Genomic DNA, 16,185 nt, shown 5'->3' with positions numbered 1-16,185 from the left:
TGGGTCTTCGGCTGCTGCCGGACTTACTTGGTGACGACCGCGAGGATGTCGCGGGCGTTCAGCAGCAGCAGGTCGTTGCCGTCGTAGCGCACCTCGGTGCCGCCGTACTTGCTGAAGATGACGACGTCGCCCTCGGCGACGTCCAGCGGCACGCGCTGTCCGTTGTCGTCGATGCGGCCGGGCCCGGTCGCGATGACCTTGCCCTCCTGCGGCTTCTCCTTGGCGGTGTCCGGGATGACCAGACCGAAGGAGGTGGTGGTCTCGGCTTCGAGCGGCTGGACGAGGATGCGGTCCTCGAGCGGCTTGATCGTGCTCGCCATCTCAGGCCCCTTTCGCGTAAGTGTGCGGATGTCAGGGTGGTCGGGGCGTCGTCGCGGTGCCGTCCCGTCCGTCAGTCCGGACCGTCGGTCCGGGCTGGCACACTCCGGGTCGGAGTGCTAATTCCGACATTAGCACTCGGCCAGAGCGAGTGCCAGAACGCGTCCGGCGCTACCCCGGCGCGACGACGCGGTGCACGACGAGCGCGACCGTCCCGGTCGGCGCGCGGCTGAGCAGCAGCGTCGCCGAGCCGTCCCCCTTCGGCCTCAGGTCCCGGCGGAGCTGGGCGGGGTCGACGTCGAGGCCGCGCTTCTTGACCTCCAGCCGCCCGATCCCGGCCTCGCGCACCCAGCGGCGCAGGGCCTTGAGGTCGTACGGGAGCACCTGCTCGACGGCGAAGGCGGTCGCGTACGGCGTCTCGACGAGCGCGTCGGCCGTGAGGTAGGCGATCTGCTCGGCGAGCAGACCGGCCCCCAGCCGTTCCCCGAGGACGCCGACGGCGCCCGAGCGGACGACCGCGCCGTCGGGCTCGAAGACGTAGGCGCCCGGCGCCCGGACGTCGAGGTGCGCCGGCCCGGCGACCAGCCGACGGTCGGGCGCGAGCAGCGCGCTCCGCCGTCCCGGGACGCTGCCGGGACCGTGCCAGAGCGCGACCTCCACGACGTCGCCGTGGTGGCTCACCCACTCCGCCTCGGCGTCGGGCGGCACCAGCGCGTGCGGGAGCGCGGGGCCGAGCTTGAGCCCGAGGACGCGCTCTCCCCCGCTCACGCCGCCGGCCAGCGCGAGGAGGGAGCCGAGGTCGGGGCTGAAGTCCTGCGCGCGCCACACCCGGCCACGGGCGTCGCGCCGGGCCGGGTCGGCGAACACCCCGACGCCCGGCTCGATCCCGGCCGCGATCACGTCGGCGACGTCGGCCACGACCACCTCGGCGTGGACGGAGCCGCCGGCCGCGGCGACCGCGGTCGCGAGGTTGGCCCGCGCGACGTCCGCCGTCGCCGGGTCGCGCTCGACGGCGAGGACGTCCAGCCCCGCCCGGACGAAGGCGACCGCGTCGGAGCCGATGCCGCAGCCGAGGTCGACCACGCGGCGTACGCCGGCGGCGACGAAACGCTGCGCGTGCAGGTCGGCAACTTCGGGCCGGGTGGCCTGCTCGAGCCCGTCGCGGGTGAACCACAACGACCCGGCCGCGTCCCCGAACTTCGTCCGGGCCCGGCGCCGGAGGGCCGCCTGGGTCAGGGCGGCCGCCGCGAGCTCGGGGGCGAAGCGGGCGCGCAGCCGGGTCCCGGCGGCGAGCGACTCGAGGTCGGCCTCGGCCTCCGCCGCGGCGAGCGCCTCGGCCGACAGCCCGTACGGCATCCCGCTCACCCCCACGTCGTGCCCCTTCCGTCGATCTCTGCTGACCACTGGTCGCTCCGGGCCGTCTCCAGCGCTGCCCCGGACCCCGCAGTGACCACTGGTCGGAGAAGAAGGGCGCGGAGGGCTGCGGGGCGGGTCAGACCAGGACGCGGGAGACCGGGAGGCCGGAGTCGGCGCCGAGCTCCGGGCCCGAGGGGCGGCCGCCGGCCCGGATCACCTCGGTGCCGAGCACCGCGATCATGGCCCCGTTGTCGGTGCACAGCCCGGGGCGCGGCGTGCGGAGGGTGATCCCGGCCGCCGCCGCCCGCTCGGCGAGCAGGGCCCGCAGCCGACCGTTGGCCGCCACCCCGCCGCCGATCAGCAGGTGCTGCGCGCCCGTGGCGAGACAGGCGTCGACGGCCTTCGCGCTCAGCACGTCGCAGACCGCCTCCTGGAAGCTCGCGGCGACGTCGGGCAGCGGGACGTCCAGGCCGGCGCGCTCGCGCGTCTCGACCCAGCGGGCCACCGCGCTCTTGAGCCCGGAGAAGGAGAAGTCGAAGCGGTGCCGCTCGAGGTCGCGCGGCGACGTCAGGCCGCGGGGGAAGGCGATCGCCCGCGGGTCCCCCGTCGCGGCGCGGTCGATGACCGGGCCGCCGGGATAGGGCAGGCCGAGCAGGCGCGCGACCTTGTCGTACGCCTCCCCCGCCGCGTCGTCGATCGTCGCGCCCAGCTCGGTGATCCCGCGGCCGCGGACGCCGGCGATGTCGTCGACCAGCAGCAGCGACGTGTGCCCGCCGGAGACGAGGAGCGCCACGCACGGCTCCGGCAGCGGGCCGTGCTCGAGCAGGTCGACGGCCACGTGCCCGGCGAGGTGGTTGACCCCGTAGAGCGGCTTGTCCAACGCGTACGCGAGCGCCTTCGCCGCGGCGACCCCGACGACCAGGGCGCCCATCAGCCCGGGACCGGCAGTGACGGCGATGGCGTCGACCTCGGTGAGGTCGACGTCGGCGGTCGTGCAGGCCCGTTCCAGGGTCGGCAGCATCGCCTCGAGGTGCGCGCGGCTGGCGATCTCGGGCACGACGCCGCCGAAGCGGGCGTGCTCCTCGACGCTCGACGCGACCTCGTTGGCCAGCAGCTCGTGACCGCGGACGATGCCGACGCCCGTCTCGTCGCACGAGGACTCGATGCCGAGCACGAGTGGGCCGCTCACGGTGCCTCCACCGGCAGATCGGGTTCGAGCTGGACGTCTGCGCGTTCGGCCCGCAGATCGGCCTCGGTGTCGCGGACCGCCTCGCCGAAGCGGCCGGGCCAGGTGTCGAGGTCGTACAGCCGGAGGATGAGTGCGTCCCGCCCGGTGCCGTAGTAGTCGCGCCGGACCCGCACCTGCTCGAAGCCCAGCTGCTGGTAGAGCGCGATGGCCCCGAGGTTGGTGTACTCGACCTCGAGCATCACCACCCGCGCCCCGAGGTGGCGGACGGCGAGCAGCCCGGCACGGACCAGGCGCAGGGCGAGGCCCTGGCGCCGGTACGCGGGGGCGACGACCACGCGGTGCAGGTCGGCCACCTCGCCCACCGTGGAGAGCGTGATCACCCCCGCGGGCTGTGCGCCACGGGCGATGAGGACCGTCCGACCCTCGCCCAGCAGCTCGCCGGACCAGCTGCGCTCGCTCCAGCGCTCGTCGGGTCCGAAGCCCTCGGCCTCGAGCCGCAGGATCGCGGGCAGGTCGTCGAGGCGCGCGGGCAGCAGGCTGTAGCGCAGGGACGCGGGGCTGGGCTCGAAGGTGCTCATCGGCGGATGTCCTGCCCGGGGAGGATCCGCAGCACCGACTTGCGCTTCGCCGATTCGGCGGCGTCGGGACGCCGGAGGTAGAGGGGCTCGGTCCCGGCCGACGGCAGGTCGAGCCCGTACGCGGCGAGGAGCCCGGCGTCGAGGACGCGCGGGCCGGCGACCGTCTGCAGCCGGTCGGGGTAGACGTCGGCGCCCGGTCCGACGGTGGGCAGGCGCGGGACGGCGTCGGGGCTGCTGACCTCAGGCCCTCCGAGGCGGGTGCCGTCGGCGCCGTAGCGCGCCCAATACACCTCCTTGCGCCGCGCGTCCGTGGCGACGACGAACGCGGAGGCGGTCCCGGATCGTGCGTGGTCCAGGGCGATCACGTCGAGGCTGCAGACGCCGTGCAGGTCGACGCGGCGGACGTGGGCCAGGACCTGCGCCGTGACGATGCCGACCCGCAGCCCGGTGAACGGTCCCGGTCCGAGACCCACGACAACCCGCTCGACGTCGGCGAGCCGGACCCCGGCGGCGGCGAGGGTGCGGTGGACGAGCGGCATCAGCTGCTCGACGTGGGCCATCCGGTCGGTCACGCGACCGTTCGCGAGGACCTCGCGGCCGCGGGCGACGCCGACGGTGACGTCGGTCGTGGTGTCGATCGCCAGGACGAGCTCAGGCACGGGCGACGTCCTCGTACGCGGCCAGGTCGGACAGGTCCACGGCGGCCCACCGCTCGCCGACCGGGCGGACGAGCGCGACGCGGCCGCCCTCCGGGTCGTGCAGCAGGTCGATCTCGAGGCGGTCGTCCCAGGCCTGCTCGACGAAGCCCTTGCCCCACTCGACGACCGTGACGCTCGTCGGGGCGCTCAGGTCGAGGTCGAGGTCGTCGAGCTCGCCGGGACCGCCGAGGCGGTAGGCGTCGACGTGCACCAGGGTCGGCCGACCGTCCGCGGTCGGGTGCACGCGCGACAGCACGAAGGTCGGGGAGATGACGGCGCCGCTCACCCCGAGCGCCTCGCCGAGGCCCTGGGTGAGGGTCGTCTTGCCCGCCCCCAGCTCCCCGCTGAGGACCAGCAGGTCCCCGGGCCGGACGAGGTCGGCCAGCCGGCCCCCGAGCGCGCGGGTGGCGTCGGCGTCGGCGAGCGGGAGGGCGTACGGGAGCCGCTTGCTCAGGACCACGCCGTGCGGCGCGAGCCGGGCGACGCGGAAGCCGCGGTGGCTCCAGAAGGTGATGACCTCGGTGAACTCCTCGCGGGCGAAGAGGTCCACCCGGTGGTGGCCCTGCAGCGCGGCCAGGTCCTCCGCCGCGGCCACCATCGCGGAGGCGATGCCGTGGCGCTGGAAGTCGGGGTGCACCGAGACGCGGGCGAAGGTCGCCGCCCCCTCGGGGGTGCCGCCGACGAGGATCGCGCCGGCGGGCCGACCGCCGACCGAGGCGTAGACCCCGCCGCCGCGGCGCAGTGCCTCCGCGACCGACGCGACGGTCTCGGCTCCCGCCGTCGACGGCGGCTCGACCGGGGGCCGCGCGCCGAAGGCGGCGTGGACGACCTCGACCATGGCCGGGGCGTCCTGCTCGGACGCCACGACCACGACGGGTTCGGGCAGGCTCACGGCAGCGAGGTTACTGGCGGGGGCTGCGTGCTCCCGGACGGCGCCCGGTCCTGAAACGTCTGACGCGGCACCCACCCAGGAGGTGGATGCCGCGTCAGTCGTCGGCTCAGGGCAGATCAGCCCAGGTCAGGCCGGATCAGGCCGAAGCGCCCCAGGTCTCGTTGCGCGCCGGACGGTCCGTACGGGGACCGCGACGCGGCGGCCGGGCGCCACGGGGGCCGCCCTGGCCACGACCCGCGGGACGACCGCGGCCGGGACGACGGGCCGGCGGGTCGACGATCGCTCGGAACTGCGCGTCGCCGATCGGCTCGCCGGTGGGACGGTGCCCGCCGGTGAGCGCCTCGAGCTCGGGCGAGCCCTGGCTCCCGATCATCGTGTCGGCGTGCACGTCGGCCTGGCCGAGCAGCCGGGTGACCTCACGACGCTGGTGCGGCAGCACGAGGCTGACGACCAGGCCGGTGCCACCGGCGCGCGCCGTACGGCCGGCGCGGTGCAGGTAGTCCTTCGAGCCGGCCGGCGGGTCGATCTGGAGGACCAGGCCGACGTCGTCGACGTGGATGCCGCGGGCGGCGACGTCGGTGGCGACGAGGACGGGCAGCTGCCCTTCCTTGAACGCCTCGAGGATGCGGGTGCGGGCGCCCTGGGTCAGGCCGCCGTGGAGCGCACCGGCGAGCACGCCGGCGTCACGGAGCTGCTCGGCGACACGGTCCGCGCCGCGCTGCGTCCGGGCGAACACGATGGTCCGGCCCTCGCGCGCCGCGATCTCGGCCGTCAGGGGCGCCTTGTCGTGCGGGGCGACCTGGACGAGCAGGTGGGACATCGTCGTGACGCTGGCCCGCGCCGAGTCGACCTCGTGGGTGACCGGGTCGCTCAGGTACTGCTTGACGATGCGGCCGACGCCGGAGTCGAGCGTCGCCGAGAAGAGCAGACGCTGCCCGTCGCCGGGGACGGTGTCGAGGATCGTCGTGACGGCCGGCAGGAAGCCGAGGTCGGCCATGTGGTCGGCCTCGTCGAGGACGGTGACCTCGACCTTGCTCAGGTCGAGCTCGCCCTGCTCCATCAGGTCGATGAGGCGGCCCGGCGTGGCGATGACGATGTCGACGCCGCGCGAGAAGGCCCGCAGCTGCGGGACGTACGACATGCCGCCGGCGATGAGCACGGTGGACAGGCCGGCCGCGCGGGCCAGCGGCTCGAGCGCCTCGTTGACCTGCATGGCCAGCTCGCGGGTCGGGACGAGCACCAGGCCGCGCGGCGGCTTGCCGGTGCCACCGGTCAGGTTCGCGATCATCGGCAGGCCGAAGGCGAGCGTCTTGCCCGACCCGGTCTGGCCGCGGCCGAGCACGTCGCGCCCGGCCATGGCGTCGGGGATCGTCGCCGCCTGGATCGGGAAGGGCGTGGTGATGCCCTGGCCGTCCAGGATGGCCACGATGTTGGCGGGCACGCCGAGGTCGGCGAAGGTGCCCTCGAAGGCGGGCGTCGGGGTCACGGTCTCGGTCGTCATGTCGTCCACGTTCTCGGGCTCACGGTCGGTGTCACGCTCGCGGGGCGGGCGGACCTTGTTGATGTTCGGGCTCGACGCGTGGTGGGCACGGTCAGAGCGGTCGGCGTACGCGCGGTTGCCGGCCTTCTTGTCGTCGTAGGAGTCGAAGAAGGAGGGGCGACCCGACGACGTCCGCTGCGGGCGGTCGTCGCGCTGGGGGCGGTCGTCGCGGTTGTAGGCCGGACGGTCGCTGCGCTGGGGACGGTCGTCCCGGTTGTACGCCGGACGGTCGTCGCGGTTGTAGGCGGGACGGTCGTCGCGGTTGTACGAGGGACGGTCGCTGCGCGAGCCGCGGTCGTCACGGTTGAACGACGGACGGTCGTTGCGCGCGCCGCGGTCGTCGCGGTTGAACGACGGGCGGTCGCTGCGCTGGGGACGGTCGTCGCGGTTGAACGACGGGCGGTCGCTGCGCTGGGGACGGTCGTCGCGGTTGTAGGCCGGGCGATCGTTGCGCTGCGCGCCGCGGTCGTCCCGGTTGTACGCGGGTCGGTCGTCGCGGTTGTAGGCCGGACGGTCGTTGCGCTGCGCGCCGCGGTCGTCGCGGTTGTACGCAGGACGGTCGTCGCGGTTGTACGACGGACGGTCGTCGCGGTTGTACGACGGACGGTCGCTGCGCTGCGAGCCGCGGTCGTCACGGTTGTACGCAGGACGGTCGTCGCGGTTGTACGACGGGCGGTCGTCGCGCTGGGGACGGTCGTCGCGGTTGAACGCGGGACGGTCGCTGCGCTGGGGGCGGTCGTCGCGGTTGTACGCCGGACGGTCGTCGCGCTGCGGGCGGTCGTCACGGGGCGGGCGGGTCGACCACTCGCCGTTCACGCGGCCGGAGCTGTTGCTCCGCGAACCACCCTGGCTGGGCGGACCGCCGCGGAGGGGCGCCCGGGGGACGCCGCCGCTGCGACGAGCGGTGTGGCCGCGGGCGGCGCGCTCGGCGGCCGACCAACGCTTCTTGGGGATGCCGTCGGCACCCTGGGACTTCGGGGACATGCGTATCTCACTTCTCTCCCCGGGGTCGGGGGATCTCGGTCAGGTACGTCAACGACCGTGATCGACTGCAACGACACTGTGCGCAGGAGAGGGAAGACGAACCCAGGTGCGCCACACTCGGTGGAGGGCGCGGGTGTCCCGAAGGTGAATTTGCCGCTCGGGTTGCACCGAGTCTACAGTCCTTCGCCCCTGAGCGCGAAACGGCGTGTCGGGCGGCGTCCCAGACCGCTCCCGCCGTCGTCTGTGCCGACCCCTCCCCGCAGCCGCGGACCTGCGGCACAGCCGCGCAGGACGCGGCCTGTGCGGCTAGGTCCGAGGTGCGCGGCTGTGTGAGGACGGCGTACGAGGCGGAGGTCGCGTCCGCGCAGACGACGCGCGTACGGCCGCGTTCTGACGGTCAGTCGACGAGGGTGACGACCAGGTCGGCGCGGTTCCGGCCGCGGGCGACGACCTCGGCGTTGGCCTGGTCGCTGCCGAGCGCCCAGGCGACCGCCTCCTCGTGGGGGTTGCCGTAGCCCTCGCGCCGGCGGACGAGCCGGTCGACGCGGACGTCGTCGGGGAGCTGGATGTACCAGCTCTCGTGGAGCAGGGGCTCGACCTGCACCCACGCGCCGTCGGTGGTGAGGAGGTAGTTGCCCTCGGTGACCACGAGGGGGACGTCGCGCGGCACGGGGATCGCCGAGCCCAGCGACGCCTCGAGCGCGCGGTCGAACTCGGGCGCGTGCACGACGTCCTCGGTCTGGTCGCGCAGCCGGTGGAGCAGCGACACGAAGCCGCCGGCGTCGAAGGTGTCCGGTGCCCCCTTGCGGTCCCGGCGCCCCCAGGCGACGAGGGTCGGGTCGGCGAGGTGGAACCCGTCCATCGGGACCAGGACCGCCCGTTCCGGGCCGAGCGCGTCGACCAGCGCGCGAGCGAGCGTGGTCTTGCCCGCTCCCGGCGGCCCGGTCAGCCCCAGCAGCCGCCGCTGACCGGCGTCGGCCAGGCGACGGGCCCGCTCGACGAGGTCGGCGACGCTCAGCCGGACGGGTTCGGCGGAGGTCGGGGTGTCGGTCGCGGCCGGCGTGGTGCTCATGGCTCCACCCTGCCATCGTCGCGTCCCGGGGCGCCCGGGCCCTCCCCCGCACCCGGGACGTCCGCGGTGCCGAGGACGCGGGCGTACAGGTCGTCGATCGCCCGCGAGAAGACGGCCGGGTGCTCCATCAGGCCGAGGTGGCCGCAGTGCTCGACGCGGACCGCTGCCGCCTCGGGCAGCAGCTCGATGATGCGGTCGGTGTGCTCGATCGGGGTGAAGACGTCGTCGATGCCGCTGACCACCGCGCAGGGCACGCGCCCGATCACGTCGAACGCCTCGTACGCGTCGAGCTCGGAGAAGGTCGGGTAGAAGTCGGCGACGACCTCCAGCGAGGTCTCGCCGAGCATCTCGCTCACCAGCTCCACGAGCGGGCCGGGCACGTCGGAGCCGAAGGCCATCCGCCGGGTCGCGACGAAGCCGAGGTCGCTGCCCGCCTGCCGGGTGCGGCGGACCAGCTCGGGCACGCGATTGAGCGCGGTGAGCATCGGCGGCGCGACCCGCGAGAACACGTGGCCCGGCACGACCCGCAGCGGGGAGAAGTCGGCCAGCGAGCCCGCCGAGGTGGAGAACAGCGCGACGCCCTTCACCTGCGGGCCGAAGAGGTCGGGGTGCGACAGGGCCAGGTGCATGATCGTCATGCCGCCCATCGAGTGCCCGGCCAGGATCACCGGTCCGTCGCCGGTCACCTCGGCCAGCACCTGGCGGAGGTCCTCGGCGAGCTGGGGGACGCGGCAGTACTCGGCCGACGAGTGCCCGGAGCGGCCGTGCGAGCGCTGGTCGTAGAGCACCTGCCGCACCCGCCCGCGGAAGTGCTCGCGCTGGTAGAGCCAGCAGTCGAGGTTCAGGGCGTAGCCGTGCACGAGCACCAGCGTCGGGGCGCCGTCCGGCAGCGGAGGGTCCTCCGTCCCGTACGCGGGCCGGGGGTCGTCGGCCCGCTCGTCGATCTCGGTGTGCAGCGGCACCCCGTCGGGGGTCCGGACGGTCGGGCCCAAGGAGCGGGGCAGGACGATCTTGTCGCCGCCGCCCGCGGCCCGGCCCACCCGCTTGCCGATCATGCGCTGCTCGAGCTCGAGCCCGACCGCGACGCCGCCGGCCGCGAGCGCGAGGACGCCGGCGACGAGGCCGACCCCGGTGCCGAGGTGCGTGGTCCAGGCGGGCAGGCCGCGGGTCGGGCCGGACGGCGTACGGAGGCGACGGACGGGGAGGCGGACGGGCCGACGTGGCGTGAGCCGGGCCGGCAGGCGCGCGGGAAGGTGGGGAGGCATCAGCCGGCCGGCGTCGGGCGGAGGTGGTGCCGCGGGACCCGGGCCCCGACGCGCGTCACGATCTCGTAGCCGATGGTGCCGCACACCTCGGCCCAGTCCGCCGCCGTCGGCGCGTCCGGACCAGCCCCGAAGAGGGTGACCTCGTCGCCCGGCTCCGCCCGCGAGCCGGGGCCGAGCTCGACGACGAGCTGGTCCATGCAGATCCGCCCGCGCACCGGGGCGCGACGGCCGCCGACCTCGACCTCGGCGACGTTCCCGGCGTGGCGCGGGACGCCGTCCGCGTAGCCGAGCGGCACCAGCCCGACGACGGTGTCCTCGGGGGCGGTCCAGGTCCAGCCGTACGAGACCCCGGTGCCGGCCTCGATCCGCTTGACCAGGGCGAGCTGCGCGCGCAGCCGCATCACCGGGGTCAGGCGTACGCCGGCCAGCTCGGCGAGGCCGGGCGCGGGCTCGATCCCGTACGCGGCGATGCCCACCCGGACGAGGTCGAAGCGGGCCTCGGGCAGCAGGAGGGCGCCGGCCGAGTTGGCCAGGTGGCGCAGCTCCGGCTGGACGCCAGCGAGCCGCGCCGCGGTGTAGGCGCGGTCGAACGCGGCCAGCTGCAGCGCGACCGACGGGTGTCCGGGCTCGTCGGCGGCGGCGAGGTGCGACCAGAGGCCGACCACCCGCAGCGCGCCCGCGTCCACCGCCTCGGCGGCCGCGGCGAACAGCTCGGCCCAGCCGGGCTCGGGCGCCCCGTTCCGGGTCAGGCCGGTGTCGACCTTGAGGTGGACGCGGGCAACACGTTCCGTGACGGCCGCCGCTGCGACCAGGCGCGAGACGTCCTCCGCGCTCGAGGCCGAGACGTCGACGTCGGCCGCGACGAGCGGGCTCAGGTCCTCGGCCGGGCCGTAGAGCCAGCAGAGCAGCCGTCCGGCGTCGCCGGCCCCGCGCAGGGACAGCGCCTCGGTCGGGGTGGCGACGCCCAGCCAGGACGCCCCGGCGATCCGGGCCTCGCGGGCGCAGGCGACGGTGCCGTGCCCGTACGCGTCCGCCTTGACCACGACCATGAGCGCGGCGGGGCCAACGTGGGCGGCGAGGGTGGCCACGTTCTCGCGGAACGCGGCGAGGTCGATCTCCGCGCTCGCGGTGACCGGGTCGAGGCCGGGGCTCGCGGCCGGGGACGAGTCGGGGAAGACGTCGAGGCTCACGGCTGCCGCTCCCGCCACCAGGCGCCGAGCTGGTCGGCGCAGCGTTCCGCGAGAACGTGCGGCGGCAGCGGGCCCGGGTGGGCGGCGGCGGCGACCGCCTGGAGGGACGCGGCCAGCACGGCGGCCTCGTGCGCGGGGCGCCCGGCGGCCAGCACCGCGGCGCACAGCCCGGCGAGCGTGTCGCCGGAACCCGCCTGGCCGGTCCAGGCCGGACCCGGGACGGCGAGCTCGACGGTCGTCGTGCCCGGTCGGGCCACGAGCTGGGTGGCGCCCTTGAGAAGGACGGTCGCGCCCGTCTTGTCCACACCGGCGCGGACGGCGGCGAGCGGGTCGTCCTCGACCTGGGTGCGCTCGACCCCGAGCAGCTTCGCCAGCTCGCCGGCGTGAGGAGTCAGGAGCCAGGAGCCCGGCAGCGTGTCGGGGCGGTGGCCGAGACCGTCCGCGTCGAGCACCCCGGGCACGCCCGAGCCGACGGCGTCGGCGACGACCTGGGTGCCGTCGGGGCGCTCGCCCCAGCCGGACCCGAGGAGGTGGGCCTGCACGCGCCCGGCGGCGAAGACGACGTCGGGCAGGTTCGTGGTGATCATGGGGTGCGCCGACTGCGGCCCGAGGAACCGCACCATCCCGGCCCCGCCGTGCACCGCCCCGTACGTCGCCATGATCCCGGCCCCCGGATAGGTCTCGGAGCCGGCGTCGACGCCGACCACGCCCTTGCCGTACTTGTCGCTGCTCGCCCCCGGCCACGGCCAGGCGTCGGCGACGCGGTCGGCGTCCCAGGCGTCGATCTCCGGAGTCTCGGTCGTGGTGTCGAGGCCGATGTCGACGAGGACGAGGCGGCCCGTACGGCTGCGCGCCGGCTCGAGCAGGTGGCACACCTTGACGACGCCGAAGGTCACGGTGACCGCTGCCGCGACGGCCTCCGCGGGCACCGCGCCGGTGTCGGCCGCGACGCCGCTGGGGAGGTCGACCGCGACGACGGGGACGTGGGCGGCGTCGAGTCGGGCCACCAGCCCGGCCACGTCCTCCGGCAGGCCGGGGCGACCGCCGATGCCGAGGACGCCGTCGAGGGCGAGGTCGTAGCGGGCGAGGTCACCGAGCGCGTCGGCGTCGAGGAGACGGCCTCCCGCGGCGAGGAGTGCGGCCAGGCCCTCGGCGTGCGGCCTGCCGAGCACGCTCACCGCGCTCACCCGGGCGCCGCGGCGGGCGAGCCGGGCCGCGGCCCAGAGGGCGTCGCCGCCGTTGTTCCCGGGGCCGACGAGCACGAGGACGCGCGCGCCGTAGACCCGGCCGGTGCGGCGTACGAGCTCGGTGGCGACGACGGCGGCGAGGCCGGCCGCGGCACGCTGCATCAGGGCGCCCTCGGGCACCACCCGCATGGCCACCGCCTCGAGGCGACGGACCTGCTCGACGGTGAAGGCCTGCACGCCCGCGACCTTATCCAGTGCCGCGGCACGACGAGCCGGAGATCGGCGCGGATCTGACCGCGTCTGCCCGGTCGGATCCGCACCAATCCTGGGGCTCGGTCCGGTCAGCCCTCGCAGACGACCACGGCGGAGGCGATGCCGGCGTCGTGGGAGAGGCTGACGTGGATCGAGACGACCCCGGCGGCCTCGGCCTGCGCCGCGACGGTTCCGCGGACGACGAACGACGGCCGCCCGGCGTCGTCGGTGACGATCTCGGCGTCCTGCCACGACATGCCCTGCGGCGCGCCGAGCGCCTTGGCCAGCGCCTCCTTGGCCGCGAACCGGGCGGCGAGCGAGGCCGGGGTGCGGAACGCCTCCGCCGGCGTGAAGAGCCGAGCCACCAGACCAGGGCGACGTTCCAGGGTCTGCGAGAACCGTTCGACGTCGCAGACGTCGATGCCCACCCCGATGATCACGGCCGGGCCCGCGGGCGTCGTGCGGGTTCTGCTATACCCGGAAAACTGTCGCTAACCACGGCAGATCTGCCGTGGCCAGGTCCGGTTTTTCACGTGAACGTGAAAAACCCGTGACCCGTGGGACGAGAGTGAGAGCCGGGCGGTCACTCGACGGTGACGGACTTGGCCAGGTTGCGGGGCTGGTCGACGTCGTGGCCCTTCTGCGTCGCCAGCTCGCAGGCGAACATCTGCAGCGGGACGGTCGCGACCAGGGGCTGCAGGAGGGTCGAGACCTTGGGCAGCGGGACGAGGACGTCGGCGTACGGGAGGACCTCGTGGTCGTCGGCCTCCGCGAGCACGACCGTCCGGGCGCCGCGGGCGCGGATCTCCTGCAGGTTGGACAGCACCTTGTCGTGCAGCTGGTCGCGGCCCCGCGGCGGGATCACCACGAAGACGGGCAGGCCCTCCTCGATCAGCGCGATCGGGCCGTGCTTGAGCTCGCCGGCGGCGAAGCCCTCGGCGTGGATGTACGCCAGCTCCTTGAGCTTGAGCGCGCCCTCGAGCGCGACCGGGTAGCCGACGTGGCGGCCCAGGAACAGCACCACCCGCTGCTCGGCGAAGTCGGCGGCCAGCTTGAGCACCGGGTCCATGTCCTCGAGCACCCCGGCGATGGCGTCGGGCATCGTCGCGAGCTCGGCCATGACGTTGGCGATCTCGTCGTCGAACTTCGTCCCGCGCACCTGGGCGAGGTAGAGCCCGAGCAGGTAGCAGGCGACGACCTGGGTCAGGAAGCCCTTGGTCGACGCGACCCCGATCTCGGGCCCGGCGTGGGTGTAGATGACGGCGTCCGACTCCCGTGGGATGGTCGAGCCGTTGGTGTTGCAGACGGCCAGGACGCGGGCGTGCTGCTCGCGGGCGTGCCGGATCGCCATCAGCGTGTCGGCGGTCTCGCCGGACTGGCTGATCGCCACGACCAGCGTGGTCGGGCCGACGATCGGGTCGCGGTAGCGGAACTCGCTGGCCAGCTCGACCTCGCACGGGATCCGCGTCCAGTGCTCGATCGCGTACTTGGCCACCATGCCGGCGTAGAAGGCCGTGCCGCAGGCGATGATCACGATCTTGTCGACGCGGCGCAGCTCGGCCTCGGAGATCCGGATCTCGTCGAGGGTCAGCCGGCCGTCGGCGTCGTGGCGGCCCAGCAGCGTGTCGGCGACCGCCTTGGGCTGCTCGTAGATCTCCTTGCGCATGAACCAGTCGTAGCCGCCCTTCTCCGCGGCGGAGAGGTCCCAGTCGACGTGGAACGGGCGGGTCGGCGCCGGGGCGCCGTCGAAGTCCGTGACCTCGACGCCGGACTCGGTGATCACGACGACCTGGTCCTGGCCGAGCTCGATCGCGTCGCGGGTGTGCTCGATGAAGGCGGCGACGTCGGAGGCCAGGAAGTGCTCGCCCTCCCCCACGCCGACGACGAGCGGGGAGTTCCGGCGGGCGGCCACCACGGAACGTGACCCCTGCGCGTCGACCGCGACCAGGGTGAACGCGCCGTGCAGGCGGCGACAGACCGTGCGCATGGCCTCGGCGAGGTCCAGGCCCGACGAGACCTGCTGGCCGAGCAGGTGCGCCACGACCTCGGTGTCGGTCTCGGAGACGCAGGTGATGCCGTCCTCGGCCAGCTCGGCGCGCAGGGCGGCGAAGTTCTCGATGATGCCGTTGTGCACGACGGCGACGCGGCCGTCGGCGGAGACGTGCGGGTGGGCGTTGACGTCGGTCGGCCCGCCGTGCGTGGCCCAGCGCGTGTGCCCGATCCCGAGGCCGTCGGCGGGCAGCGGGTGCGCCGCCAGCTCGGCGTCGAGGTTGGCGATCTTGCCGGCCTTCTTGGCCACGTGGAGCCGGCCGCCCTCGACGACGGCGACGCCGGACGAGTCGTACCCGCGGTACTCGAGGCGTCGCAGACCCTCGACCACGACCCCGAGAGCCGGTCTCGGACCGACGTAGCCGACGATTCCGCACATGCCCCTGAGGGTACGGGAGCAGGCCCGGCCCGACCCGGAACGCACGTTTCCTCCGCCGCGTCGGTCGGTGGGGGTGGGAACCTGTCGCGCGCACTACTGTGACGGACCGTGGTCACGCAGTCGCAGGCGCTCCGGGGCCACGCCAGCCCGTACGTCGAGCGGAGCCGCGCCGACTGGGCCGCGCTCGCCACCTCCGACGCGCTCGGCCTGGACGTCGACGCCCTGGAACGCGCCCGCGGGCTCGACGACCCGACGTCGCTGCAGGACGTCCGCGACGTCTACGTCCCGCTCAGCGGGCTGCTCACGCGCTACGTCGACCTGACCGGGGAGCTGCACCGCAGCACCGGCAGCTTCCTGCAGCTGTCCGTGGACCGGACGCCGTTCGTCATCGGCATCGCCGGCTCGGTCGCGGTCGGCAAGTCGACGACCGCGCGGCTGCTGCGCGAGCTCCTCGCGGCGTGGCCCGGGCACCCACGCGTCGCGCTGGTGACGACGGACGGGTTCCTCCACCCGAACGCCGAGCTCGAGCGCCGCGGGCTGATGGACCGCAAGGGCTTCCCCGAGTCGTACGACCGGCGGGCGCTGCAGCGCTTCGTGATGGCGGTGAAGTCCGGCGAGCCCGAGGTCGCGGCCCCCGTCTACAGCCACCTCGTCTACGACATCGTCCCCGGCGAGCAGGTCGTGCTGCAGAGCCCGGACATCCTCATCGTCGAGGGCCTGAACGTGCTCCAGCCGGCCGTCGCGCGCGCGGACGGCACCAGCGGGCTGGCCGTCAGCGACTTCTTCGACTTCTCCGTCTACGTCGACGCCGACCCGGCGGACATCCGCGCCTGGTACGTCTCCCGGTTCCTGTCGCTGCGCGAGACCGCGTTCCGCGACCCGCGCTCGTTCTTCGCCCGCTACGCCGAGCTGACGCGCGAGCAGGCCGTCGCGCGGGCCGAGCACCTGTGGGACACGATCAACGGCCCGAACCTGCACGAGAACATCCTCCCGACCCGCGGCCGCGCGACCGCGATCCTGCGCAAGGGCCCCGACCACCGCGTCGAGTGGGTCCGCATCCGCAAGGTCTGACCCGGTCGCGGGACCCGGCTCGACCCCGGAGGTTCGCGAGTCCTGCGCCCCAGCCGCCCCAAGTTTTTCACGTTCACGTGAAAGACCCGCGCTGAGCACGGCAGATCTGCCGTGCTCAGCACCGGTTTTTCACGTGAACGTGGGAAACCGGCGATCGCACCCCCG

General features: G+C 74.6%; 14 protein-coding genes. 1 reads left to right on the top strand and 13 read right to left on the bottom strand.

Translation table 11 applies throughout. The features are described 5' to 3' along the window. Positions 1-23 precede the first annotated feature (23 nt). The 13 genes from groES to glmS all read right to left on the bottom strand — a co-directional run bounded on the left by groES (position 24) and on the right by glmS (position 14,949). On the bottom strand, positions 24-320 hold the full coding sequence (gene groES, locus FHX39_RS02700) for a co-chaperone GroES (RefSeq protein ID WP_091072411.1): 297 nt from the start codon (positions 318-320) through the stop codon (positions 24-26). Positions 321-489: 169 nt separating this feature from the next. Continuing rightward, positions 490-1,674: a class I SAM-dependent methyltransferase gene (locus FHX39_RS02695; RefSeq protein WP_183340823.1), complete on the bottom strand. Its 1,185-nt coding sequence runs from the start codon at positions 1,672-1,674 to the stop codon at positions 490-492. A 136-nt stretch (positions 1,675-1,810) separates the two neighbouring features. After that, positions 1,811-2,863 carry a tRNA (adenosine(37)-N6)-threonylcarbamoyltransferase complex transferase subunit TsaD gene (tsaD, locus tag FHX39_RS02690; RefSeq protein ID WP_183336591.1) on the bottom strand — a complete coding sequence of 351 codons (1,053 nt, stop codon included), beginning with the start codon at positions 2,861-2,863 and terminating at the stop codon, positions 1,811-1,813. Continuing rightward, the gene (locus FHX39_RS02685; RefSeq protein ID WP_183336589.1) at positions 2,860-3,441 is read right to left on the bottom strand and encodes a GNAT family N-acetyltransferase; all 582 of its coding nucleotides are present in this window, start codon (positions 3,439-3,441) and stop codon (positions 2,860-2,862) included. Before FHX39_RS02685 ends, tsaD begins: the two co-directional genes overlap by 4 nt. Further along, the gene (tsaB, locus tag FHX39_RS02680; RefSeq protein ID WP_183336587.1) at positions 3,438-4,100 is read right to left on the bottom strand and encodes a tRNA (adenosine(37)-N6)-threonylcarbamoyltransferase complex dimerization subunit type 1 TsaB; all 663 of its coding nucleotides are present in this window, start codon (positions 4,098-4,100) and stop codon (positions 3,438-3,440) included. Before tsaB ends, FHX39_RS02685 begins: the two co-directional genes overlap by 4 nt. Beyond that, entirely contained in the window at positions 4,093-5,031 is a 939-nt protein-coding gene (gene tsaE, locus FHX39_RS02675) for a tRNA (adenosine(37)-N6)-threonylcarbamoyltransferase complex ATPase subunit type 1 TsaE (protein WP_332836639.1), read from the bottom strand. The genes tsaB and tsaE overlap by 8 nt, the downstream gene beginning before the upstream one ends. A 136-nt stretch (positions 5,032-5,167) precedes the next feature. Next, positions 5,168-7,555, bottom strand: coding sequence for a DEAD/DEAH box helicase (locus tag FHX39_RS20885; RefSeq protein ID WP_183336585.1), 2,388 nt, complete (start codon positions 7,553-7,555; stop codon positions 5,168-5,170). Positions 7,556-7,952: 397 nt separating this feature from the next. Further along, on the bottom strand, positions 7,953-8,627 hold the full coding sequence (locus FHX39_RS02665; protein ID WP_183336583.1) for a nucleoside/nucleotide kinase family protein: 675 nt from the start codon (positions 8,625-8,627) through the stop codon (positions 7,953-7,955). Then, the gene (locus FHX39_RS02660; protein WP_183336581.1) at positions 8,624-9,892 is read right to left on the bottom strand and encodes an alpha/beta fold hydrolase; all 1,269 of its coding nucleotides are present in this window, start codon (positions 9,890-9,892) and stop codon (positions 8,624-8,626) included. The genes FHX39_RS02665 and FHX39_RS02660 overlap by 4 nt, the downstream gene beginning before the upstream one ends. Continuing rightward, the gene (gene alr, locus FHX39_RS02655) at positions 9,892-11,082 is read right to left on the bottom strand and encodes an alanine racemase (protein WP_183336579.1); all 1,191 of its coding nucleotides are present in this window, start codon (positions 11,080-11,082) and stop codon (positions 9,892-9,894) included. Before alr ends, FHX39_RS02660 begins: the two co-directional genes overlap by 1 nt. Continuing rightward, positions 11,079-12,506, bottom strand: a complete 1,428-nt coding sequence (locus FHX39_RS02650; RefSeq protein ID WP_332836638.1) for an NAD(P)H-hydrate epimerase — start codon at positions 12,504-12,506, stop codon at positions 11,079-11,081. Before FHX39_RS02650 ends, alr begins: the two co-directional genes overlap by 4 nt. 104 nt (positions 12,507-12,610) lie before the next feature. Continuing rightward, the gene (locus FHX39_RS02645) at positions 12,611-12,961 is read right to left on the bottom strand and encodes a holo-ACP synthase (RefSeq protein WP_183336577.1); all 351 of its coding nucleotides are present in this window, start codon (positions 12,959-12,961) and stop codon (positions 12,611-12,613) included. A 143-nt stretch (positions 12,962-13,104) separates the two neighbouring features. Further along, entirely contained in the window at positions 13,105-14,949 is a 1,845-nt protein-coding gene (gene glmS / locus FHX39_RS02640; RefSeq protein ID WP_183336575.1) for a glutamine--fructose-6-phosphate transaminase (isomerizing), read from the bottom strand. Between the two features lie 108 nt (positions 14,950-15,057). Between glmS and coaA the strand changes: the two genes are divergently transcribed. After that, positions 15,058-16,020, top strand: coding sequence for a type I pantothenate kinase (coaA, locus tag FHX39_RS02635; protein ID WP_183336572.1), 963 nt, complete (start codon positions 15,058-15,060; stop codon positions 16,018-16,020). Positions 16,021-16,185 lie beyond the last annotated feature (165 nt).

It is taken from the genome of Microlunatus antarcticus, from assembly GCF_014193425.1.
In the GTDB taxonomy this organism is placed as follows: Bacteria; Actinomycetota; Actinomycetes; order Propionibacteriales; family Propionibacteriaceae; genus Microlunatus; species Microlunatus antarcticus.
This window is presented reverse-complemented; position numbering and strand designations above follow the sequence as displayed.

Excerpts from the sequence above, each read along its gene's own strand:
- groES (WP_091072411.1), bottom strand. The coding sequence starts at position 320 with ATGGCGAGCACGATCAAGCCGCTCGAGGACCGCATCCTCGTCCAGCCG.
- FHX39_RS02695 (WP_183340823.1), bottom strand. The coding sequence starts at position 1,674 with ATGCCGTACGGGCTGTCGGCCGAGGCGCTCGCCGCGGCGGAGGCCGAG.
- FHX39_RS02685 (WP_183336589.1), bottom strand. The coding sequence starts at position 3,441 with ATGAGCACCTTCGAGCCCAGCCCCGCGTCCCTGCGCTACAGCCTGCTG.
- FHX39_RS20885 (WP_183336585.1), bottom strand. The coding sequence starts at position 7,555 with ATGTCCCCGAAGTCCCAGGGTGCCGACGGCATCCCCAAGAAGCGTTGG.
- FHX39_RS02665 (WP_183336583.1), bottom strand. The coding sequence starts at position 8,627 with ATGAGCACCACGCCGGCCGCGACCGACACCCCGACCTCCGCCGAACCC.
- FHX39_RS02660 (WP_183336581.1), bottom strand. The coding sequence starts at position 9,892 with ATGCCTCCCCACCTTCCCGCGCGCCTGCCGGCCCGGCTCACGCCACGT.
- glmS (WP_183336575.1), bottom strand. The coding sequence starts at position 14,949 with ATGTGCGGAATCGTCGGCTACGTCGGTCCGAGACCGGCTCTCGGGGTC.